Origin of the sequence: Streptomyces sp. NPDC004667 (assembly GCF_040609475.1) — a bacterium.
Classification (GTDB): domain Bacteria; phylum Actinomycetota; class Actinomycetes; order Streptomycetales; family Streptomycetaceae; genus Streptomyces.
The window spans coordinates 24,315-46,764 of the sequence record NZ_JBEXKC010000015.1 but is presented as its reverse complement, the minus strand read 5'-3'; the positions used below and the strand labels follow the sequence as shown (position 1 = coordinate 46,764).

The 22,450-nt window shown below is 74.6% G+C and carries 15 protein-coding genes; 5 read left to right on the top strand and 10 right to left on the bottom strand.

Features of this window, described 5'->3' with window-relative positions:
• The first annotated feature begins 26 nt into the window (after nt 1-26).
• Nucleotides 27-953 carry a thioredoxin domain-containing protein gene (locus tag ABZW32_RS11380; RefSeq protein WP_356214239.1) on the top strand — a complete coding sequence of 309 codons (927 nt, stop codon included), beginning with the start codon at nt 27-29 and terminating at the stop codon, nt 951-953.
• Nucleotides 954-1,043: 90 nt separating this feature from the next.
• On the top strand, nt 1,044-2,042 hold the full coding sequence (gene lgt, locus ABZW32_RS11375; RefSeq protein WP_356214237.1) for a prolipoprotein diacylglyceryl transferase: 999 nt from the start codon (nt 1,044-1,046) through the stop codon (nt 2,040-2,042).
• A gap of 86 nt (nt 2,043-2,128) precedes the next feature.
• On the opposite strand, the gene ABZW32_RS11370 is transcribed toward lgt, so the two are convergent.
• From ABZW32_RS11370 to ABZW32_RS11340, 7 genes are all read right to left on the bottom strand, one after another.
• On the bottom strand, nt 2,129-2,938 hold the full coding sequence (locus ABZW32_RS11370) for a CoA ester lyase (protein WP_356214235.1): 810 nt from the start codon (nt 2,936-2,938) through the stop codon (nt 2,129-2,131).
• Nucleotides 2,935-4,152: a CoA transferase gene (locus tag ABZW32_RS11365; RefSeq protein WP_356214233.1), complete on the bottom strand. Its 1,218-nt coding sequence runs from the start codon at nt 4,150-4,152 to the stop codon at nt 2,935-2,937. The genes ABZW32_RS11370 and ABZW32_RS11365 overlap by 4 nt, the downstream gene beginning before the upstream one ends.
• Nucleotides 4,149-5,126 carry a ribokinase gene (rbsK, locus tag ABZW32_RS11360; RefSeq protein WP_356214231.1) on the bottom strand — a complete coding sequence of 326 codons (978 nt, stop codon included), beginning with the start codon at nt 5,124-5,126 and terminating at the stop codon, nt 4,149-4,151. The genes ABZW32_RS11365 and rbsK overlap by 4 nt, the downstream gene beginning before the upstream one ends.
• Nucleotides 5,123-6,619 carry an ADP-ribosylglycohydrolase family protein gene (locus ABZW32_RS11355; RefSeq protein WP_356214229.1) on the bottom strand — a complete coding sequence of 499 codons (1,497 nt, stop codon included), beginning with the start codon at nt 6,617-6,619 and terminating at the stop codon, nt 5,123-5,125. The genes rbsK and ABZW32_RS11355 overlap by 4 nt, the downstream gene beginning before the upstream one ends.
• Complete coding sequence (locus ABZW32_RS11350) at nt 6,616-7,761, bottom strand: ADP-ribosylglycohydrolase family protein (protein WP_356214227.1); 1,146 nt, start codon at nt 7,759-7,761, stop codon at nt 6,616-6,618. The genes ABZW32_RS11355 and ABZW32_RS11350 overlap by 4 nt, the downstream gene beginning before the upstream one ends.
• Before the next feature lie 7 nt (nt 7,762-7,768).
• A complete protein-coding gene (locus tag ABZW32_RS11345) occupies nt 7,769-9,115 on the bottom strand; it encodes an ADP-ribosylglycohydrolase family protein (RefSeq protein ID WP_356214226.1) in 1,347 nt (448 codons plus the stop codon).
• Between the two features lie 794 nt (nt 9,116-9,909).
• Nucleotides 9,910-10,827 carry an ADP-ribosylglycohydrolase family protein gene (locus ABZW32_RS11340; protein WP_356214361.1) on the bottom strand — a complete coding sequence of 306 codons (918 nt, stop codon included), beginning with the start codon at nt 10,825-10,827 and terminating at the stop codon, nt 9,910-9,912.
• A gap of 374 nt (nt 10,828-11,201) precedes the next feature.
• Here ABZW32_RS11340 and ABZW32_RS11335 point away from each other — a divergent pair, with 374 nt between their 5' ends.
• From ABZW32_RS11335 to ABZW32_RS11325, 3 genes are all read left to right on the top strand, one after another.
• Complete coding sequence (locus tag ABZW32_RS11335; protein ID WP_266838522.1) at nt 11,202-11,933, top strand: VIT1/CCC1 transporter family protein; 732 nt, start codon at nt 11,202-11,204, stop codon at nt 11,931-11,933.
• 339 nt (nt 11,934-12,272) lie between these two features.
• Nucleotides 12,273-16,871, top strand: a complete 4,599-nt coding sequence (gene gltB / locus ABZW32_RS11330) for a glutamate synthase large subunit (RefSeq protein ID WP_356214224.1) — start codon at nt 12,273-12,275, stop codon at nt 16,869-16,871.
• Entirely contained in the window at nt 16,864-18,324 is a 1,461-nt protein-coding gene (locus ABZW32_RS11325; protein WP_356214222.1) for a glutamate synthase subunit beta, read from the top strand. The genes gltB and ABZW32_RS11325 overlap by 8 nt, the downstream gene beginning before the upstream one ends.
• 185 nt (nt 18,325-18,509) lie before the next feature.
• On the opposite strand, the gene ABZW32_RS11320 is transcribed toward ABZW32_RS11325, so the two are convergent.
• The 3 genes from ABZW32_RS11320 to ABZW32_RS11310 form a co-directional block, all read right to left on the bottom strand.
• Nucleotides 18,510-18,776: a UTRA domain-containing protein gene (locus ABZW32_RS11320; protein WP_356214220.1), complete on the bottom strand. Its 267-nt coding sequence runs from the start codon at nt 18,774-18,776 to the stop codon at nt 18,510-18,512.
• 133 nt (nt 18,777-18,909) lie between these two features.
• Nucleotides 18,910-19,341 (bottom strand): hypothetical protein, encoded by a 432-nt coding sequence (locus tag ABZW32_RS11315; RefSeq protein ID WP_356214218.1) that lies wholly within the window; start codon nt 19,339-19,341, stop codon nt 18,910-18,912.
• A gap of 118 nt (nt 19,342-19,459) precedes the next feature.
• Nucleotides 19,460-22,378, bottom strand: coding sequence for an AAA family ATPase (locus ABZW32_RS11310; protein ID WP_356214216.1), 2,919 nt, complete (start codon nt 22,376-22,378; stop codon nt 19,460-19,462).
• Between the last annotated feature and the right edge of the window lie 72 nt (nt 22,379-22,450).

The window sequence follows — 22,450 nt, the reverse complement described above, 5'->3', positions numbered from 1 at the left end:
TGCCTCCCCGCTTCGTTTGGCCGAACGTGAGCGAGAAGAACGACGACGGTGCGAACCGCGATGCGACGACGAAACGATCGGCCCGGGAGCGACTCCAGCAGGAGCGCGAGCGGCAGAAGACCCGGGACAAGCGCCGGCGGACCCTCATCGTCTCGGCGGCGGTGGTCGGCGTACTGGGCCTGGCGGCCGTGGTCGGCCTGATCGCCGCCAACGCCGGGTCCGGGGACAAGTCCGCCAAGGCCGGTCCGGTGGCCGCGCCGTCGGGAGCCACCGGCAAGGACGCGCTCGCCATCCAGACAGGTCCGGCCGGGGCCAAGTCCCAGCTGACCGTCTGGGAGGACTTCCGCTGCCCCGCCTGCAAGGCCTTCGAGACCAACTACCGGGACACCGTCCACGACCTCGAATCCCGGGGTCTGCTCAAGGTCGAGTACCACCTCGTCACCCTGATCGACGGGAACATGGGCGGCACCGGCTCGCTCAAGGGCGCCAATGCCGCCGCCTGCGCCCAGGACGCCGGAAAGTTCGCCGAGTACCACGACCTCCTCTTCCAGAACCAGCCGGAGGAGACCGACGACGCCTACGGCAAGAACGCCAGGCTGCTGGAGCTGGCCGGGAAGGTGGACGGGCTGGACACCCCGGCGTTCCGCGCCTGCGTGGAGAACGGCACGCACAACAGCTGGGTCGGCAAATCGCACGAGGCCTTCGCGGCCGGCAAGTTCCGGGGCACCCCGACCGTCCTGCTCGACGGCAAGGACATCTTCGCCGACCAGGCCGATCCGCTCACCCCGCAGAAGCTGAAGGCGAAGGTGGAGGCCGCCGCCGGGGTCCCCAAGGGCAAGCCCTCCGGATCGGCGTCGCCGTCGGCCACCGCGTCCCCGTCGGCCTCGGCCTCGGGCAAGGCGTCCGGTTCCGGTGGCTCGAAGTCCCTGTCCAAGGGGGCGCCCCAGCAGTGACCACCCGGCCCGCGCCGTGTGTGGTTTTGGTTTCAGCTTGCCGGGCGGGTTGCGGTCGGTACCGCCCGGCAGGGTAGCGTCATGTCTGCCATGACCCTTGCCTATATTCCCAGTCCGTCGACCGGCGTGATCCATCTCGGACCGATCCCGCTCCGCGGCTACGCGTTCTGCATCATCATCGGCGTCTTCGTCGCCGTCTGGCTCGGCAACAAGCGGTGGATCGCGCGCGGCGGAAAGCCGGGCACGGTCGCGGACATCGCCGTGTGGGCGGTGCCGTTCGGCCTCGTCGGCGGCCGCCTCTACCACGTGATCACCGACTACCAGCTCTACTTCGGCGAGGGCCGCGACTGGGTCGACGCCTTCAAGATCTGGGAAGGCGGCCTGGGCATCTGGGGCGCGATCGCGCTCGGCGCGGTCGGCGCCTGGATCGGCTGCAGGCTGCGCGGCATCCCGCTGCCCGCCTGGGCCGACGCCCTGGCCCCCGGCATCGCCATCGCCCAGGCCTTCGGTCGCTGGGGCAACTGGTTCAACCAGGAGCTGTACGGGCGCGCCACCGACCTGCCGTGGGCGCTGAAGATCAGCGAAGGGCCCAACCGGGTCGCCGGCACCTACCACCCGACCTTCCTCTACGAATCGCTGTGGTGCCTCGGCGTCGCGGCGCTGGTGATCTGGGCCGACCGCCGGTTCAGGCTCGGGCACGGCCGGGCCTTCGCCCTGTACGTGGCCGCGTACTGCCTGGGCCGCGGCTGGATCGAGTACATGCGGGTCGACGAGGCGCACCACATCTTCGGAGTGCGGCTGAACGTCTGGACCGCGATCGTGGTCTTCATCGCCGCGGTCGTCTACTTCGTCCTCTCGGCGAAGCTGCGGCCGGGCCGCGAGGAGGTCGTCGAGCCCGACACCTCCGGTGGTCCGGGCGAGGTGGCCGCCGCCGACGAGCCCGAGGCGGGCGAAGCCGACGCGAAGTCCGACGCGAAGCCCGATCTCACCAAGGCCGCCCCCGCGGACGGGAAGGCTGCCGGGGGCGCTGCGAAGGCGGATCTGACCAAGGCCGCCGACGGCGCGGCCAACGGGGCCGACAAGAGCTGAACGGGTCGTACCGGAGGGGGGCGCCGCGCGGGTCGCGGCGCCCCCTCCGGCTTACCCGGGTGGGGGACGGCCCCGCAGGGGAGTGGTCAGCGGGAGCGGCGGGAGAGGGTCAGGGTGCGGTGGGCCGCGGCCACCACGGCGGGGTCCACGAAGCGGCCGTCGGGCAGGGCCAGGGCCCCCGGGGCGGCCCGGGCCGCGGTGACGATCTCCTCGGCGGCGGTGACCTCCTCGGGCCGGGGGAGGTAGGCCCCCTCGATCACCGGGAGCTGGCGGGGGTGGATCGCCGCCCGGCCGAGGAACCCGAGCTCCCGGCCGCGCGAGCAGGAGGCGGCCAGTGCCTCCAGGTCCCGGATGTCCGGGAACACCGACTGGGCCGGCGGCGCCAGCCCGGCCGCGCGGGCGGCGACCACCACCCGGGAGCGCGGCCAGTCCAGCCCGGCCTCCGCGGTGACGCCCAGGTCGGCCTTGAGGTCGGCCTCGCCGAGGGTCAGCCCGTGCAGGGACGGGTGGGCGCGGGCGATCTCGTAGGCCCGCTCCACGCCCAGCGCGGACTCCAGCAGCGCGTACAGCGCCACCCCGCCGGCCCGGTCGGCGACCCGGCCGATCTGCTCGGGGGCGTCGATCTTCGGCAGCCGCAGTCCGGCGAGCCCGCGGAGGCGGACCAGCGCGGTGAGGTCGGCGCCCGCCCAGGGGGAGCCGAGCGCGTTGACGCGGACGTGGACGGGGACCGGGGGCCGCTCGGTGAGCAGCTCGGCGGTGGCCGCGCGGGCGTACTCCTTGCGGGAGGCCGATACCGAGTCCTCCAGGTCGACGATGACGGCGTCCGCCCCGCACCGCAGGGCCTTGGCCACCACCTCGGGGCGGTCACCGGGGGCGTAGAGCCAGGTCAGGATCACAGTGCACGCTCCGTTCGGAGGGCGGCGATCTCGGCCCCGGTCAGGCCGAGCTCGGTCAGGACGGCATCGGTGTCGGCGCCGTGCGGGCGGCCCGCCCAGCGGATCCCGCCGGGGGTGCCCGACAGCCGGAAGAGGACGTTCTGCATGCGCACCGGGCCCAGTTCGGGGTCCTGGACCTCGGTGACGGTGTCCAGCGCGGCGAACTGCGGGTCGGCCATCACGTCCCGGACGTCGTAGACCGGGGCCACCGCCGCCTCGGCCTCCTCGAAGGCGGCGACCACGTCGTCGGCCTTGTGACGGCCGATCCAGCCGCCGACCGCCTCGTCGAGGACGTGCGCGTGGGCGGCCCGGCCGGAGCCGGTCGCGAACCAGGGCTCCGCGATCAGCTCCGGCCTGCCGACCAGGCGCAGCACCCGTTCGGCGACGGACTGCGCCGAGGTGGACACCGCCAGCCAGCGGCCGTCCGCGCTGCTGTAGGTGTTGCGGGGCGCGTTGTTGGTGGAACGGTTGCCGGTGCGCGGCTGGACGTAGCCGAGCTGGTCGTACCAGAGCGGGTGGGGGCCCAGCACGGTGAGGATCGGTTCGATGATCGCCAGGTCCACGACCTGCCCGCGGCCGGTGCGGTCCCGTCCGGCGAGCGCCGTCATCACGGCGTACGCGGTGGTGAGCGCGGCGATCGAGTCGGCGAGGCCGAAGGGCGGCAGGGTGGGCGGGCCGTCCGGCTCGCCGGTGATCGCGGCGAACCCGCTCATCGCCTCGGCGAGGGTGCCGAAGCCGGGCCGGTGGGCGTACGGGCCCCGCTGGCCGAACGCCGTGACGCGGGCCAGCACCAGGCGCGGGTTGGCGGCCGACAGCTCCGGCCAGCCCAGACCCCACTTCTCCAGGGTGCCGGGGCGGAAGTTCTCGACGACCACGTCGGCGGTGCCGGCCAGCCGCAGCAGGGTGTCCCGGCCGCCGGGGGTGGACAGGTCGAGGGTGATCGTCCGCTTGTTCCGCCCGAGCAGCTTCCACCAGAGCCCGACGCCGTCCTTGGCGGGGCCGTGGCCCCGGGAGGGGTCGGGGCGGTCGGGGTGCTCGACCTTGACCACCTCGGCACCGAAGTCCCCGAGCAGGGTGGCGGCGAGCGGCCCGGCGAAGAGGGTGGCGAGGTCGAGCACCCGGAGCCCTTCCAGCGGCCCGGGGGAGGCGGACGCGGCCCCGGGACCGGCCGTCACGCGCCGCCTCCGGCCGACGGGAGGTGCCCGGCTTCGGCCCCCGCTCCGGTGTCCGTCGCGGCCCCGGAGCGGGGCGCCGGGGCCGGCGGAGCCGGGTGGTCCAGTTCGGCGCGGGTCGGCATGGAGGGCTGGGCGCCGGGGCGCTGGACCGCGAGGGCCGCCGCGCGGGTGGCCCACGCCAGGGCCTCCGGCATCGGACGGCCCTCCCCGAGGGCCACGGCGAGGGCCCCCACGAAGGTGTCCCCGGCGGCGGTGGTGTCCACCGCCCGTACCCGGGGCGCCGGTACGGTCAGCGGCTCGCGCCCGCGCGCCGCGTACAGGGCGCCGGCCGCGCCCAGGGTCACCACCACCTCCGGCACGTCGCGCAGCAGGGCCTGCGCCGCTCCGAGGGGACCGGTGACGCCGGTGAGGGCCGCCGCCTCGTGCTCGTTCGGCACCAGGAGGTCGATCAGCTCCAGCAGTTCGCGCGGCAGCGGACGCGCGGGGGCCGGGGTGAGGACCGTACGGACCCCCTGCGCGCGGGCGGCGGCGGCGCCCGCGAGGACGGCCTCCAGGGGGAGTTCGAGCTGGAGCAGCAGGCAGTCGGCGGCTCCGATGCGGGAGGCGTCGCCCGCCTCCAGAGCGGTGACGGCGGCGTTCGCGCCGGGGATGACGACGATGCTGTTGGCGCCCTCGTCGTCGACGGTGATGTGCGCGGTGCCGCTGGCCCCCTCGACGGTGCGCAGCGCGGCCGTCTCGACCCCGGCCGCGGTGAGCGCGGAGCGCAGCCGTACGCCGAAGTCGTCCGCCCCGACGGCGCCGATCATCACCACCTCCCCGCCGAGGCGGGCGGCGGCCACCGCCTGGTTGGCGCCCTTGCCGCCGGGGACGGTGCGGAACTCCCGTCCGGTGACGGTCTCCCCGAGACGGGGTGCCTTGGGCACGTAGGCGACGAGGTCCATGTTCGTACTGCCGAGCACGGCGATGGCCGTCATGATCGGGCTGCCTCCTGGGCGGTGAGGTGGGCGAGGGTGTCGAAGCCGATGCCGTCGAAACCGGCGACGGTGGTGGCGAGGCGGTTCTTGAGGGGCGCCGTCCAGCGCTCCGGGATGCGGTCGGGGGACCCCGCCAGGATCCCCGCGACCGAGCCGGCGGTGGCGCCGTTGGAGTCGGTGTCCCAGCCGCCGGACACGGCCCGGCACACCGAGTGGGTGAAGTCCCCGTCGGCGTGGGTGAGGGCGGCGGCGATCAGGGCGGTGTTGGGGAGGGCGTGCACCCAGTGGTAGTGGCCGTAGCAGGCGTGCAGCCGGTCCACGACCCGGTCGAAGTCCGCCTCGTCGCGGGCGGTACGGATGCCGAAGCGGACGGCGTCGGCGAGGCGCGAGCGGGGCGGTACGACGGCCAGCCCGGCCCGGAGCGCGGTGTGCACGTCGGCCCGGCCGCCGGCGGCCTCGGCGATGGTGGCGGCGGTGAAGAGGGCGGCGTAGACGCCGTTGGCGGTGTGGGTGAGGACGGCGTCCCGGTAGGCCTGTTCGGCGGCGGCGGCCGGGTCGCCGGGGTGGGTCCAGCCGTGCACGTCGGCGCGGATCAGGGCCCCGATCCACTCGCGGAAGGGGTTGTGGTGGGTGGCGGTCCCGGGGGGCTCCAGGCCGAGGAGGAGGTTGCGGTAGGCGACGCGTTCGGCGGTGAAGGTGCGGCCGGCCGGGAGCTCGTCGAGCCACAGGCGGGCGAGGTCGGCGGTGGCGAAGGCCTTGCCGTGGCGCTGGAGCAGGAGCAGGCCGAGGAGGGGGTGGTCGAGGTCGTCGTCCTCGGGGACGCCGTCGATGTTCTCGGCGAGGCAGGTGGCGGCGGAGCGGCGGTTCCAGGGGTGGGCGGCGAGGAGCTCCGCGGGGACGCCGCGGGCGGTGAACCAGTCGGCCAGCGGCCAGTTGCCGGTGGCGCGGGCGAGGGCGCGGATGCCGTCGAGGGGGAGCTTCTCGACGGGCTTGCCGAGCACGCAGCCGACGGCCCGCCCGAGCCAGGCGGCCTCCAGCCTGCGGCGCAGCACGGGATCGACCGGGGGCTCCGGCCGGTGCCCCGGGCCCGGGGGGCCGGTGGTGGGGCCGGGGTGGTCCGGAGCGTCATGGGGGGCGGGGTTCCGACCGGGGCCGGGCGTCGGCCCCGGGGGCCAGGTGGCGCGGATCGCCGGCCAGGCGGTGGGTTCCAGCGCGGCCGTCGGGGTCGGCAGGGCTGCGAGTTCGTCCAGGAGGCGGGAGGCCAGCGCGCGGAGTTCCGGCGGGGCCGGGGAAGGGGAGGCGCCGGCCCGCGCGGGGGCGGGCCGGCCGCCCGCGGCCGTCCAGGCGCGCAGCACGGGCCCGGCGTCCCGGCCGTCCTCCGCGGCCTGCCGCAGCTCGTGCCCGATCAGGTCCTCGGGCTGCGCCCAGGTCAGCCGTACGGGGGCCGCCCCGGCGCCGCGCGTGGCCGGGTCCCCGGCCGGGGCACCCGTCACCGCGGGGACGCGATGGCCGTGAAGGCCGTCTCGTGGGCGCGACGGCGGTCCCGGTCGCGGGCGAAGACCTCCCGGGCCACGGCCGCCAGTTCCGCGGCCGGCGCGTGCAGGTCCAGGCGGCTGGCCTCGGCGACCCGCTTGGCCCACCCCTCGGGCACGACCCCCGCACCGCCCAGCGCGCCCGCGATCGCGCCCGCCATGGTGGCGGTGGAGTCGCAGTCGCGGCCGTAGTTGACGGCGCCGAGCACGGAGCCCTCGTAGCCGCCGTCCGCGACGAGCAGCATGCCGAGGGCTACGGGGAGCTCCTCGATGGAGTGCAGCCGGGACGGCCGCCGGGCGCCGAGGGAGGGCGCGCGGTAGTCCGGGCCGACCGAGTCGTACGGGGCCACCGCCTCCCGCAGCGGCGCCAGCGCCGACTCGAAGTCCCGGTGCCGCACGGCGACTTCGCGTACGGCGGCGATGGCGGCGCGGGTGCCGTCCTTGGCCAGGGCCAGGGCGGTGTCCACCACCGAGGCGGCGCTCGCGCCCGGTACGCAGGCCGCCGCCACCGCCGCCGCGAAGACGCCCGCCGCCTCCCGCCCGTAGGAGGACTGGTGCGCGCCGGCGACGTCCAGTGCCTCGGCGTACGCGGCGGCCGGGTTGCCCGCGTTGACCAGGCCGACCGGCGCCATGTACATCGCGGCACCGCAGTTGACGATGTTGCCGGTGCCCGCCTCGCGGGGGTCGGCGTGCGCGTAGTGCAGCCGGGTCACGATCCACTTCTCGGCGAGGAACACCCGCTGGAGGGGCAGGGCCTCCGCCTCCAGTTCCGGGATCCAGCGGGGGACCGTCATCAGGTCCGGGACCAGGTGGTCGGCGACCGCGTACGCGTCCAGGTGGTCCCGGACGGTCGCGTACACCCGGACCAGGGCGTGGGTCATCAGGGTGTCGTCGGTGACGTGGCCGTCGCCCTTGTGGTACGGCGCGATGGGGCGGGCGGTGCGCCAGTCCTCGTACCAGGGGCCGACGATGCCGTGCACGCGGCCGCCGTGCCGTTCCACGATCCGGTCGGGGGACCAGCCCTCCACGGGGCCGCCGAGCGCGTCGCCGACGGCGGCTCCGACGAGGGCCCCGGTGACCCGGTCCTCCAGTGTGAGCGTCATGTCCGAATCATCCCTTGGGTGAGGTGAGTTCCGTACGGGCGAGCAGGGCGGCCAGTTCGACGAGGTCGGTTCCGGCGAGGCGGGGCAGGGCGCAGCCGGAGAGGGTGCGGCAGGCCCCGCGCCAGGCGGCGGGGAGGGAGTCGCCACCGCCGAGGGCTCCGGTGAGGGCGCCCGCGAGGGCCGGGGCGGAGTCCGCGACGCGGGAGAGGCAGGCGGCGGCCGGGACCGCTTCGGCGACGCGGCCGCGGGCGGCGGTGGCGAGGGCGAGGGCGACGGGGACGGTCTCGGCGGCGGCGATGCCGTAGCTGTAGACGTGGTCCACGATCTGGTGTTCCAGGAGGGGGACGAGGGCGAACGCGCCGGCCTCGCCGTCGGCGCGGGCGAGTTGGACGGCGTGCCGGGCGTTGCGGCCGATCTCGGTGGCGGCGGGGAGCTGTTCGAGGGCGGCGTCGACGGCGGTGTCGGTGTCCGCGCCCGCGAGGGCGGCGGCGAGGGCGGCGGCCATGGCGCGGGCTCCGTGGACGCCGTCGCCGTCCTGGGTGTAGCGGGCGTCGAACTCGGCGAGGTCAGCGGCGGCCCGGGGGTCGCCGGGGTGGACGACGGCGAGCACGCAGGCGCGGACGCAGGCGGCGTCGTCGAAGTAGTGCGGGTTGTCGTGGCCGGTGGCGGGCGGGCGCAGGCCGGCGGCCAGGTTGCCGAGGCCGGCCCGTACGGAGATGCGGGCGCGCATCGGCAGCACGGCGGACTCGACCTCGAGGGCCCGTTCCGCCGCCGCGGCGACCTCGCTGGCCAGGGCGTTCCAGGCGAGGTCGATGGCGGCGCGCATGCGGCGGGACCGGGAGAGGTCGCTGAGCAGGGCGCCGGCGGCGGTGAGGACGGACTCGGCGGCGAAGGCGGCCCATTCGGCGTCGTCGGAGGGGCCGAGGCGCAGCGGTTCGGGGGGCTGGTTGAGGGCGATGGGGACGGGGAGGGTGGTGGTGGCGTTCTGCTCGGCGAAGGTGTCGAGCTCGCGGGTGAGGCGGCGGGTCCACTCGGGCATGCGGCTCGCCCGGTGGCGGGCGGCGGGCCAGCCGGCGGCGTCTCCCGCGGCGAGACCGAGGAGAAGCCCCTCGATCCGCCGCGGCGCGGGTGCCTCCGGCGGTCCGACCGAAGCCGGGGTACGCGGCTCCGGGCACGGGGCGCCGCCGGCCGCGCCCGGGGTACGGGCCGGGCCGGAGGCCCCCCGCACTCCGCCGGTCCCCGGGGCGGGGGCGGGCGTCGCCGGGGTGGAGGCCCCCGGCACTCCGTCGGTCCCCGGGGCGGGGGCGTGGCCGGGGGCGGTCGGGGTGCGGGCCGCGGTGGTGGTCCTCGGCACTCCGTCGGTCCCCGGGGTGGGGGCGGGCGTGGTCGGGGTGGAGGTCCCCGGCACCCCGCCGGTCCCCGGGGCGGGGGCTTCGTCCGTGCGGACGCGGGCGGAATCCGGGTGTCCGGCCGGGGCGGGCGGCTGCGCCGTGCTCGGGCCGGCGGCTCCCCACGCCCGGACCCGCACGAACCCCGGGGCCGGCCCCCCGGCCCCGCCCGGGACCACGCCCCCAACGGCCACCCCGCCCCATCCGCCACTCTCCACTGCCGGATCCGGAACCGCGCCCAGGCCCGAAGCCGAAGCCGGGCTCGCGCTCGCACCCGGGGTCGGAGCCCCGGCCGGGCACGGGGTCGTGCCGGCGGCCGCGGCGGCGGCCGGACCAGGGTGCACAGCCGTGGCCGTGCCCGGGGTCGGGCCTTGCCACGGGGCCGCGCCCGGAGTCAAAGCCGGGGCCGGGACCGCACCCGTGCCCGAAGCCGGATCCGGGGCCGCGCCCGTGTCCGGAGCCGGGGTCGTGGCAGGGGCCGGAGCAGGGCTCGGAGCCGTGCCTGGGGGCGGAGTCGCGGCTGCGTCCGCGCCCGGAGCCGTGTCCGGGCATGAGGCCGTGGCCACGGCCGTGGCAGGGCTCGGGCCCAGGGGCGGAGTCGGGCCCGGAGCAGAAGCCGTGCCCGGGGTCGGGCCTTGAGCCGGGGCCGCGTTCAGGCCCGGAGCCGGAGCCGGAGCCGGAGCCGGAGCCGGAGCCGGAGCCACGGCCGTGGCAGGGCCCGTGCCCGGGGCCGGGCCCCGGCCCGGGGGCAGGGGTGGGGTCATCGGGGCGGCTCGGTTTCCGGGGTGAGGAGGTCCGCGATGTCCAGGACGTGGTAGCCCCGCATCGAGGGGAGGCAGCTGCCCCGGACCGGGCCGATGGCCGATGCCCAGGCGGCGGGGATCGCGGCGGCGCCGGACAGGGCGCCGGCCAGGGAGCCCGCCACGGCGGCGGTGGTGTCGGCGTCCCGGCCCATGTTCACGGCGGTCAGGACGGAGGCGGCGAAGTCGCCCCCGCAGGCGGCGAAGGCCCCGAACGCCAGGCCCACCGCCTCCGGGGCGAGGTCCGTCCACGGGTAGCCCCCGATGACCACCGCCGACCGCACCGCCCGCTCCCCGCGCGGGGCGGCGGTGACGGCGCGCCGCAGGGAGCGGGCCGTCCAGGAGTCGGACGGGATGACCGACAGGGCCGCCGAGACCACGGAGGCGGGGGAGCCGCCGGCCATCGCCGCCGCGACCCCGGCGGCCACGGCCTGGCCCCCGTAGATGCCCTCGCCGTCGTGGCTCACCGAGCCGTCGATGGCGACGAGCCGGGCCGCCTCCGCCGGGCGGCCCGCCGCGAACACCCCGAACGGGGCCGCCCGCATGGCGAGGCCGTCGCTCCACGCGTGGCGGTGCTGCGCCGAGATGGGCGCGGCCAGGCCCCGCCGGAGGTTCTCCAGGGTGCCGCGCTCCGAGAAGCCGGCCCCGCGGAAGGGGCCCTCGTCCAGGTCCGCGATCCAGTGGTGCCAGGCCCGTTCGACGTGGGCGACGGTGAGCGCCGAGCCGTGCCGGGCCAGCAGCAGGCCCGAGAAGATGGCGTACTCCGTGTCGTCCGTGCCCGCCGGGTCGTCCGAGACGAAGCCCTCGATGCGGCCCCACTTCGCCCGGATCTGCGACGGCTTCATGTTCTCCGCGGGGGCGCCCAGCGCATCGCCCACCGCGAGGCCGAGAAGAGCGCCCCTGGCCCGTTCGAGGACGACCTGCGGACGGGCCTGCGGATGGGCCTGCGGATGGGCCTGCGGAAGGGATGCGATCAGCTCCATGGCGCGCCTCTCCACTTGATGGGACTCATGATGAGCCCTTGGGGGATTTGTGCCACGGCATGAGGTTTGTCGCTCGCCGCGAAACACCCCGCGAACGTCGCCGTCACCCGGTCGCCGACCCGTGAAACCCCAGGTAAGTACGGCCTTCCTTGCTGGCGGGGGGCAGAAATCGTGCGTAGTTTCGAGGTGTTCAGGGGGTGCCCGGATGGTGGGCACGGCTGCGCGTTGCCTTCGCGTACCCACTCGTACGAAAAGGGGAGATTCGTCGCATGTCCATCATCGACATCGAAGCGCCGCTGCACACCGCCCACCGCGACAACCACACCCACCGCGACGTCAACGGCGGATGGCTGCGGCCCGCCGTGTTCGGCGCCATGGACGGCCTCGTCTCCAACCTCGCGCTGATGACCGGAGTGGCCGGCGGCGCCGTCGCCCCGCAGACCATCGTCATCACCGGCCTGGCGGGCCTCGCGGCCGGCGCCTTCTCGATGGCGGCCGGGGAGTACACCTCCGTCGCCTCGCAGCGCGAGCTGGTCCTCGCCGAGCTGGACGTGGAGCGCCAGCAGCTGCGCAAGCACCCCGTCGACGAGATGGAGGAGCTCGCGGAGCTCTACGTCTCGCGCGGCGTCGAGCCCGCCCTCGCCCGCGAGGTCGCCATGCAGCTCTCCCGCGACCCGGAGCAGGCGCTGGAGATCCACGCCCGCGAGGAGCTCGGGATAGACCCGGACGACCTGCCCTCGCCGCTCGTCGCCGCCGTCTCCTCCTTCGGGTCCTTCGCGCTGGGCGCGCTGCTGCCCCTGCTTCCGTACCTGCTCGGGGCGACTGCCCTGTGGCCGGCCGTGCTGCTCGCGCTCGTCGGACTCTTCGCCTGCGGCGCGGTCGTCGCGCGGGTCACCGCCCGGTCCTGGTGGTACAGCGGCGCCCGTCAGCTGCTCCTGGGTGGTGCGGCCGCCGGTGTGACGTACATCCTGGGAACCTGGATCGGTGGCGTCGTAGGCTAACCGCCGCGAGAGTGGGACACTATGCGGTACGCAACATAAGTAGTCCGTTACCCGGCGGTTTCGATTCCGTGACCGCGGGGCATCAGACCAGAGCGCGCGGGCAACGATGCCCGCCTCACGCCGGTACCTTCGCCCCGTGTTGCGTCCACAGAAGTCCATGTGGGAGCCCCCGCAGCCCAGCGAAGGTCCTTCTTTCCCGCCTCGTGCCGAGTCCGCATGTTGGAACGCCATATCCGCTTCTCGGGATTGCCGTCATCATGTAACCTGCACGAAATTTCGCAGAGGGCCAACGTCGTCCCTCGGCTATGCACATATGCCACGACGACGACGGGAGAGCCGATGCGTTCCGCATCCACGCACTCCGCGACCGGCCCCAGCACCACCGCCTGGTCGCCCATGGACGGTCGCCCCGCCCAGCAGGGCATGTACGACCCGCGCAACGAGAAGGACGCCTGTGGCGTCGGATTCGTGGCGAACCTCACCGGCGAGGCGACCCACACCCTCGTCGAGCAGGCGCTGACCGTACTGCGGAACCTCGAACACCGCGGCGCCACCGGATCCGAGCCGGACTCGGGCGACGGCGCCGGAATCCTGTCCCAGGTGCCGGACGCCTTCCTGCGCGAGGTCGCCGGCTTCGAGCTCCCCGAGGCCGGCGCGTACGCCGTCGGCATCGCCTTCCTCCCCGCCGACGGCACCGCACAGGCCGTCGCCGTGGAGCGGATCGAGGCCATCGCCGCCGAGGAGAACCTCACGGTCCTCGGCTGGCGCGAGGTCCCGGTCACCCCCGACCTGCTCGGCAACGGCGCCCGCACCACCATGCCCGCCTTCTCGCAGCTGTTCGTCAGCAACGGAAGCACCGGCATCGAGCTGGACCGCAAGGCCTTCGTGCTGCGCAAGCGCGCCGAGCGCGAGGCCGGGGTCTACTTCCCGTCGCTCTCCGCCCGGACCATCGTCTACAAGGGCATGCTGACCACCGGCCAGCTGGAGCCCTTCTTCCCGGACCTCTCCGACCGCCGCTTCGCGTCGACGCTCGCCCTGGTCCACTCCCGGTTCTCGACGAACACCTTCCCGTCCTGGCCGCTCGCCCACCCGTACCGCTTCGTCGCGCACAACGGCGAGATCAACACGGTCAAGGGCAACCGGAACTGGATGAAGGCCCGCGAGTCCCAGCTGGCCTCCGGCGCCTTCGGCGACGGCGCCCTGGACCGCATCTTCCCCATCTGCACCCCGGACGCCTCCGACTCGGCCTCCTTCGACGAGGTCCTGGAACTGCTCCACCTCGGCGGCCGGTCGCTGCCGCACAGCGTGCTGATGATGATCCCGGAGGCGTGGGAGAACCACACCTCCATGGACCCGGCCCGCCGCGCGTTCTACCAGTACCACTCCACGATGATGGAGCCCTGGGACGGCCCGGCCTGCGTCACCTTCACCGACGGCACCCAGGTCGGCGCGGTCCTCGACCGCAACGGTCTGCGCCCCGGCCGCTACTGGGTCACCGACGACGGCCTCGTCGTCCTCGGCTCCGAGGTCGGCGTCCTCGACATCGACCCGGCCAAGGTCGTCCGCAAGGGCCGCCTGCAGCCCGGCAGGATGTTCCTCGTCGACACCGCCCAGAAGCGGATCATCGAGGACGACGAGATCAAGAACGAGCTGGCCGCCGCCGCCCCCTACGCCGAATGGCTGGAGACCGGCGAGATCGAGCTGACGGACCTGCCCGAGCGCGAGCACATCGTCCACACCCACGCCTCGGTCACCCGCCGCCAGCAGACCTTCGGCTACACCGAGGAAGAGCTGCGCGTCATCCTCGCCCCCATGGCCCGCACGGGCGGCGAGCCGCTCGGCTCCATGGGCACGGACTCGCCGATCGCGGCCCTGTCCGAGCGCCCCCGGCTGCTCTTCGACTACTTCACCCAGCTCTTCGCGCAGGTCACCAACCCGCCGCTGGACGCCATCCGCGAGGAGCTCGTCACCTCGCTGCTGTCCTCGCTGGGCCCCCAGGGCAACCTGCTGGAGCCGACCGCCGCGTCCTGCCGCAGCGTCACCCTGCCCTTCCCGGTGATCGACAACGACGAGCTGGCCAAGCTCATACACGTCAACGCCGACGGCGACATGCCGGGCATGAAGGCGGCCACCCTCTCGGGCCTGTACCGGGTCTCGGGCGGCGGCCAGGCGCTCGCCGCGCGGATCGAGGAGATCCGCGCCGAGGCCGACGCGGCCATCGAGGCCGGCGCCCGCCTGATCGTCCTGTCGGACCGCCACTCGGACGCCGAGCACGCGCCGATCCCGTCGCTGCTCCTCACCTCCGCCGTGCACCACCACCTCATCGCCACCAAGCAGCGCACCCAGGTGGGTCTGCTGGTCGAGGCCGGCGACGTCCGCGAGGTCCACCACGTCGCGCTGCTCATCGGCTACGGCGCGGCCGCGGTCAACCCGTACCTGGCGATGGAGTCCGTCGAGGACCTGCTGCGCGCGGGCACCTTCCTGTCCGGCCTGGAGCCGGAGCGGGCCATCAAGAACCTGATCTACGCGCTCGGCAAGGGCGTCCTGAAGGTCATGTCCAAGATGGGCATCTCCACGGTCGCCTCCTACCGCGGCGCCCAGGTGTTCGAGGCCGTCGGCCTCGACGAGGAGTTCGTCGGCACGTACTTCAGCGGCACCGCCACCAAGATCGGCGGCGCCGGCCTGGACGTCGTCGCCAAGGAAGTGGCCGCCCGCCACGCCAAGGCGTACCCGGCCTCCGGCATCGCGGCCACGCACCGCGCGCTGGAGATCGGCGGCGAGTACCAGTGGCGCCGCGAGGGCGAGCCGCACCTCTTCGACCCGGAGACGGTCTTCCGCCTCCAGCACGCCACCCGCAACCGCCGGTACGACATCTTCCGGCAGTACACCGACCGGGTGAACGAGCAGTCCGAGCGCCTGATGACGCTCCGCGGCCTGTTCGGCTTCGCCGCGGACCGCGCCTCGATCCCCCTCGACGAGGTCGAGCCGGTCTCCGAGATCGTCAAGCGCTTCTCCACCGGCGCCATGTCGTACGGCTCCATCTCCAAGGAGGCGCACGAGACCCTCGCCATCGCCATGAACCAGCTGGGCGCCAAGTCCAACACCGGTGAGGGCGGCGAGGACCCGGACCGCCTGTACGACCCGGCGCGGCGTTCGTCGATCAAGCAGGTCGCCTCCGGCCGCTTCGGCGTCACCTCCGAGTACCTGGTCAACGCCGACGACATCCAGATCAAGATGGCGCAGGGCGCCAAGCCCGGCGAGGGCGGCCAGCTGCCCGGCCACAAGGTCTACCCGTGGGTCGCCAAGACGCGTCACTCGACGCCGGGCGTGGGGCTCATCTCCCCGCCGCCGCACCACGACATCTACTCCATCGAGGACCTGGCCCAGCTGATCCACGACCTCAAGAACGCCAACCCGGCCGCGCGCATCCACGTGAAGCTCGTGTCCGAGGTCGGCGTCGGGACCGTGGCCGCCGGTGTCTCCAAGGCCCACGCGGACGTCGTCCTCATCTCCGGCCACGACGGCGGAACGGGCGCCTCCCCGCTCACCTCGCTCAAGCACGCGGGCGGCCCCTGGGAGCTCGGCCTCGCCGAGACCCAGCAGACCCTGCTGCTCAACGGGCTGCGCGACCGCATCGTGGTCCAGACGGACGGCCAGCTCAAGACCGGCCGCGACGTGGTCATCGCCGCGCTGCTCGGCGCCGAGGAGTTCGGTTTCGCGACCGCGCCGCTCGTCGTCTCCGGCTGCGTCATGATGCGCGTCTGCCACCTGGACACCTGCCCGGTCGGCATCGCCACCCAGAACCCGGTCCTGCGCGACCGCTTCTCCGGCAAGCCCGAGTTCGTCGTCAACTTCTTCGAGTTCATCGCGGAGGAGGTGCGCGAGATCCTCGCCGAGCTGGGCTTCCGCACGATCGAGGAGGCCGTCGGTCACGCCGAGCTCCTCGACACGAGCAAGGCCGTCACGCACTGGAAGGCGCAGGGGCTCGACCTCGCACCCCTCTTCCACGTGCCGGAGCTGCCCGAGGGCGCGGTCCGCCACGCCCTGATCGAGCAGGACCACGGTCTGGAGAAGGCCCTCGACAACGAGCTGATCAAGCTCGCGGCCGACGCGCTCGCCGCCGAGACCGCGGAGGCGGCCCAGCCGGTCCGCGCCCAGGTCGCGATCCGCAACATCAACCGGACCGTCGGCACCATGCTCGGCCACGAGGTCACGAAGAAGTTCGGCGGTGCGGGCCTGCCCGACAACACCATCGACCTCACCTTCACCGGCAGCGCCGGCCAGTCCTTCGGCGCCTTCCTGCCGAAGGGCATCACCCTCCGCCTGGAGGGCGACGCCAACGACTACGTCGGCAAGGGCCTGTCCGGCGGCCGGATCGTGGTCCGCCCCGACCGCGGCGCCGACCACCTCGCCGAGTACTCCACCATCGCCGGCAACACCATCGGCTACGGCGCCACCGGCGGTGAGATGTTCCTGCGCGGCCGCACCGGCGAACGCTTCTGCGTCCGCAACTCCGGCGCCCTGGTCGTCTCGGAGGGCGTGGGCGACCACGGCTGCGAGTACATGACCGGCGGCCGGGCGGTCGTCCTGGGCGAGACCGGCCGCAACTTCGCGGCGGGCATGTCGGGCGGCGTCGCGTACGTCATCGACCTCGACCCGAACAACGTCAACGTCGGCAACACGGAGGCGGTCGAGACCGACCTCTCCGACACCGACAAGCAGTGGCTGCACGATGTGGTGCGCCGCCACGAGGAGGAGACCGGCTCGACCGTGGCCGCGAAGCTCCTGGCTGACTGGGACGCCGCGGTGGACCGCTTCAGCAAGATCATCCCCACCACGTACAAGGCAGTGCTCGCCGCCAAGGACGCCGCCGAGCTGGCCGGACTCTCGGAGTCCGAGACCACGGAGAAGATGATGGAGGCGGCGACCCATGGCTGACCCGAAGGGCTTCCTCACCACCCCCCGCGAGACCGCCTGTTCCCGTCCCGTCGCCGACCGGCTGAAGGACTGGAACGAGGTCTACGTCCCGGGCTCGCTGCTCCCGATCATCAGCAAGCAGGCCGGGCGCTGCATGGACTGCGGCATCCCGTTCTGCCACAACGGCTGCCCGCTCGGGAACCTGATCCCCGAGTGGAACGACTACGCGTACCGCGAGGACTGGGCGGCGGCGTCGGAGCGGCTGCACGCCACGAACAACTTCCCGGAGTTCACGGGCCGCCTGTGCCCGGCTCCCTGTGAGTCGGCGTGCGTGCTCGGCATCAACCAGCCGGCCGTCACCATCAAGAACGTCGAAGTCTCGATCATCGACAAGGCCTGGGACAACGGCGACGTCACCCCGCAGGCGCCCGAGCGCCTGTCCGGCAAGACCGCCGCCGTCATCGGCTCCGGCCCCGCCGGTCTGGCCGCCGCCCAGCAGCTGACGCGGGCCGGCCACACCGTGGTGGTGTACGAGCGCGCCGACCGCATCGGCGGGCTGCTGCGCTACGGCATCCCCGAGTTCAAGATGGAGAAGGTGCACATCAACCGCCGCATCGAGCAGATGCGCGCGGAGGGCACCAAGTTCCGCACGGGCATCGAGGTCGGCCGCGACATCACCGCCGGCGACCTGCGCAAGCGGTTCGACGCGGTCGTGATCGCGGCGGGCGCCACCGTCTCCCGCGACCTGCCGGTCCCCGGCCGTGAGCTGAACGGCATCCACCTCGCGATGGAGTACCTCCCCCTCGCGAACAAGGTCCAGGAAGGCGACTTCCTGGCCCCGCCGATCACCGCCGAGGGCAAGCACGTGGTCGTCATCGGCGGCGGCGACACCGGCGCGGACTGCGTCGGCACCGCCCACCGCCAGGGCGCGGCCTCGGTCACCCAGCTGGAGATCATGCCGAAGCCGGGCGAGGACCGGAACGCCAACCAGCCCTGGCCGACGTTCCCCATGCTCTACAAGGTCACCTCGGCGCACGAGGAGGGCGGCGAGCGGGTCTACTCCGTCTCCACCACCCACTTCGAGGGCGACGAGGACGGCAACGTCCAGTCCCTCCACCTGGTCGAGGTCGCCTTCGAGGACGGCAAGCTCGTCCAGAAGCCGGGCACCGAGCGCGTCCTCCCCGCGCAGCTGGTCACCCTGGCGATGGGCTTCACGGGCACCGACCAGGCCAACGGCCTCACCCAGCAGTTCGGCCTGGAGATGGACGCCCGCGGCAACATCGACCGCGACGCCTCCTACGCGACCAACGTCGACGGCGTCTTCGTCGCCGGTGACGCGGGCCGCGGCCAGTCGCTGATCGTCTGGGCCATCGCGGAGGGCCGCTCGGCCGCCCGCGGCGTGGACCGCTTCCTGACCGGCAGCAGCGCCCTCCCGTACCCGGTCAAGCCGACGGACCGCTCCCTGACGGTGTAACCACCGTCGCCCCCGCCCCCCTCGTGGGGGCGGGACCCCTGGCCTCCGGCCGTCGACGATGCAATGCCCCTGCCCTCCGGGGCGGGACCCCTCATACGGTCCGTACAACGACGTGCGGAATTCTGACACCGCGCCCGCCATGTCCCCGACCAGGGATGGCGGGCGCGGTGGCGTTCGGGGGCGGGCTACTCGGGGTGGGGTACGGTCATCCGATCCTCGGTCGGTTCGCCGTCGAGTTCGATGATCCGGCGGCGTACGACGACGGTGTCCCCGTCCCCGACGCCGAGGAGGGCTGCGACGGCAGGCGGCCCCGGGACCTCTCCGGCGTGGACGATGCGCTGGCTTCCCCGCCGGCCCGCAGCCCGGGCCTCTTCTGTCCACGCATCGGTGGCGCCGGATGCGCGTGGGGTCAGGTACGGCATTGACACGCTGGTCCACTCACTGCCGCTCACGCTGCCTCCTGGACGTTCTGCGTGCTCCGTTGGCCCCCACGGTAGGCGACGCCAAAGAGCGACCCCACCCTGCTTCGCATGCGGTTCTGCACGGGGTTCCGTGGGGAGAGGCGGGCGTCGGCCGGTGGGCCGGTTATTCGGGCTGGACCACCACGGCGCCCCAGCGTATGGACGGGGAGGAGGTGGTGACCTCGGCGCCGAAGCTGCCGGACAGGCCGGTGCCCAGGGGGACGGTGATGGTCGACGGGGTGCCCGTGGGGCAGGTCAGGGCGAAGGGGGCCGGGTCCCGGGCGGGTTGGTTGTAGAGGTGGAAGGTCACCTCGATGGTGCCGCCGCCTTCGCAGGCGAAGGTGGTGAAGGTGTCCAGGTGGGCGTTGAGGCCGCCCGAGACGAAGCCGCTGGATCCGGTGATCTCGGGGATCCAGATGACGCCGTCGGGGCCCGGGTAGGGGAGGAGTTCCTCCGCCGCGGACGCCTGGCCTGCTCCCGCCGTCAGGGCCAGTGCCGCGGCGGCCGCGGCGAGCGCGACGGCCTTGCGGGTGGTGTGGGTGGGTGTGTTCTTCATGCTTCCCCCCGGAGATGGTGAACGTGAATGGCTGTGTCCACGGTAGGGGTCGGCACTGACAAGTGGACGTGCACATGGTGCGGGCCGCCGTGCGGTAGCCGCGGGAGGGGACCGGGGGTCAAGGGGACTGTGTCGTGCGGGCCGTGAGGGCTGCCAGGGCGGAGCGGGTGGTGAGGCCCGTCTTGCGGTAGATGTGGGAGAGGTGGGTGTCCACCGTACGGGGGCTCAGGCGGAGGTGGGCCGCGATGGCCGCCGTCGTGAGGCCCTCGGCGACCAGGGCGGCGATCTCCCGTTCCCGGGGGGTGAGACCGGGCACCGGGGGTGGCGGCGGGGCTGGTGCCGCCGGGCGGATCAGGTCCGCGAAGCCCGTCAGGAGGTGGGCGCCGCCCGACTCCGCCAGGCCGCGGCCCCGGTGCCACATCGCCTCCGCCGGGCCGTCCGCCGCCACGGAGGCGCCGAGCAGCAGGGACTGGGCCTCCCACAGGGTGGCCCCGGAGCGGGCCGCCTCCCGGGCCGCGCCCGCGTACGCCTCGGCCGCCTCGGCGGTCCGGCCCCGGGCCGCCAGGACCTGCGCGGTGCTGCGCAGGGCCGAGGCCCGCTGCGTGGGCAGCCCGAGCCGCCGCGCGTCCGCGGTGGCCAGGGCGGCCCAGCCGTCGGCGGAGTCGAGGTCGCCGCCCGCGACGGTGGCCGACACCAGGGCCTCCAGGAACAGCGGGCGCATCGACGGCTGGAGCCCCGACAGGTCGGGGCGGGCCGCTCGGAGCACGGCCGTGCGGGCCCGCTCGGGCTTCCCGGCGAACAGGGCCGCGTACCCGAGCACGCACCAGGCCAGAGAGGCCCACCAGCTGGTGCGCGGGCCCGCGACGGCCGCCGCCTCCTCGGCGACGGCGAGCGACTCCGGGTCCCCCGGCGGCAGGGAGGCGAGCAGCACCTGGGCCTTGTTGGTGAGCGCGAGGGCCAGCAGGTCCGGGTTGCCGATCCCGCGCGCGATGGTCTCTGCCTCCTCGACGAGCTCCAGCGCCGGGTGCAGCCGGCAGGTGCTCATCAGCACGTTGGCCTTGCACTGGAGCAGGTGGGACAGGATGTGCGGGGGCCCGACCCGGCGGGCGAGCGCCAGTCCCCGGTCGGCGTGCCGCTGCGCCTCCCCGTAGCGCTCCAGGTAGAACGAGGCGGCGCTGAGCCGGGCCCGGGACTCCCCCCGCAGGGCCAGGTCCCGGTCGGCGAGGGTCTCCAGCAGGGCGTCGGCCCGGTCGGCGTACCGCGCGGCGGCGTCGAGCCCGCCCTCGTAGGCCTCGCCCAGCGCCATCAGGGCCAGCGCGTCCGCCTCGGCAGCCGCGTCGCCCAGCCGGCGGGCCAGCTCGCGGGTGCGCACGACATCGGAGCGGACCGCGGGATACGGGGTCGAGTGCGGGGCGGAGGAACCGAGTTCGATGCCGAGGGCCAGCAGGTCGGAAGGCGGCGGGGCGGGGCTGCGCGACAGTTCCCGGCGCAGCAGCGCCTCGGCCCGCGCGTACCGGCCGAGGTGGCGCTCCAGCGAGGCGCAGAGGGTGACCGCGGCCGGGCGCAGCCCGCTCTCGTCGTCCGGGGGTACCGCCTCGATCACTTCGGCCAGCAGGTCGCGTCCCGCGCGCAGTTCGCCGCAGACGCTCAGGGCGCGGGCCCGGTCCAGCATCAGGGCGAGGCGCTGCCCGGCGTACCGGGGCCCGTCCGGCAGTACCCGCAGGACGGCCGCGAGCCAGTGCGCGGAGCTCGCGGGCGCGGTGGCCGAGGCGAGTGCGGCCGCCTCCAGCAGTACGGCGGCACCGGCCGGGTCCCAGCCGGTGAGCGCCTGCTCGACGTGGTGGGCCCGGACGGGCGCCGGGGCCCCGGCGCGGGCCAGCGCCTCGGAGGCGGTGCGGTGCAGGCGGATGCGGCGCCGGTGGTCGGCGTTCTCGTGGACGACCGTGCGCAGCACCGGGTGGCGCAGGGTCCAGCTCCCGGCGGGGCCGGGCCGCGCCAGGTCGCGCAGGGCCAGCGCCCGCAGGGTGGCGTCGAGTTCCCCGGCGGGGCCCGGGGCGAGTTCCGTCAGCAGCGCGGGGGTGGCGTGGTCGCCGAGCACGGCCACGGCCTCGACGGTGCGGCGCTGCGCCGGGGTCAGCGGGGTCAGTTCGTCCAGCAGCAGCGAGCCGAGTCCGCCGAGCGGGGAACGCGCCCCGGTGCCGGGTTCCTGGGCCTGGAGCAGGGTCAGGAAGTACAGCGGGTTGCCCCCGCTGGCCGCGTAGAGCCGGGCGGCCCGGTCCGGTCGCAGCCCGGGGGCGAGCCGCTCGACGCAGTCCCGCTCGGGCAGCGGGCCCAGGCCGAGCCGGAGCACCGCGCCGGTGTCCACCCCGCGGGTCAGGGCGGCGGTGAGCGAGGCCGAGGTCTGGCGGTCGCGCCGGGCGACGGCGGTGAGGACGGGGGCGTGCGGGGGGTGCCGGACGAGGTGGTCGAGGAGTTCCAGGGAGGCGGGATCCGCCCAGTGGAGGTCGTCCAGGGCGATGAGCAGCCCCGATCCGGTGCGGCTGAGGGCGGCGAGCAGGCGGGCGGTGGCCCGGTGCACGGCGAAGCGGTCGGTGTACGGGGCGTCGGGCTCGGCGCGGTGGCCGCCGCCGCGGTGACCGTCGGTCCGGTCGCCGCCGGGGTCCCCGGGCGCGGGGTCGCCGTAGCCGGAGTACCCGGAGTCCCCGTCCCCGATGCCGCGCAGTACGGGCGCCGCCGCCGCGGCGAGGTCGGCCGCGGGGCCCGTGCCGGGGCGCAGCAGCTCCGGGTCCAGGTCGGCGAAGGCGTCGGTGAACAGCCCGTAGGGGGTGTGCCGTTCGTACTCGGTGGCCCGGCCGCGCAGGACGGTCATGCCGCGCGACCGGGCCCGTAAGCACAGTTCCGTCAGCAGCCGGCTCTTGCCGATGCCCGCCGCGCCGGTCAGGTCCACCACGCGCGGGCCGTCCGTCCCCCGCCCGGCGAGCACCTCGTCGAGGAGCCGCAGTTCGGCCTCCCGGCCCACCGGTCCGGTCCTGGTCACGATGAAGCCCCCCTGTGGCCGGCGAGAAGAAGAAGCGTAGCGAGCGGTACGCGCTTACGTAGGTGGTCCTAC

Excerpts from the sequence above, each read along its gene's own strand:
- lgt (WP_356214237.1), top strand. The coding sequence starts at position 1,044 with ATGACCCTTGCCTATATTCCCAGTCCGTCGACCGGCGTGATCCATCTC.
- rbsK (WP_356214231.1), bottom strand. The coding sequence starts at position 5,126 with ATGACGGCCATCGCCGTGCTCGGCAGTACGAACATGGACCTCGTCGCC.
- ABZW32_RS11350 (WP_356214227.1), bottom strand. The coding sequence starts at position 7,761 with ATGACGCTCACACTGGAGGACCGGGTCACCGGGGCCCTCGTCGGAGCC.
- ABZW32_RS11335 (WP_266838522.1), top strand. The coding sequence starts at position 11,202 with ATGTCCATCATCGACATCGAAGCGCCGCTGCACACCGCCCACCGCGAC.
- gltB (WP_356214224.1), top strand. The coding sequence starts at position 12,273 with ATGCGTTCCGCATCCACGCACTCCGCGACCGGCCCCAGCACCACCGCC.
- ABZW32_RS11325 (WP_356214222.1), top strand. The coding sequence starts at position 16,864 with ATGGCTGACCCGAAGGGCTTCCTCACCACCCCCCGCGAGACCGCCTGT.
- ABZW32_RS11315 (WP_356214218.1), bottom strand. The coding sequence starts at position 19,341 with ATGAAGAACACACCCACCCACACCACCCGCAAGGCCGTCGCGCTCGCC.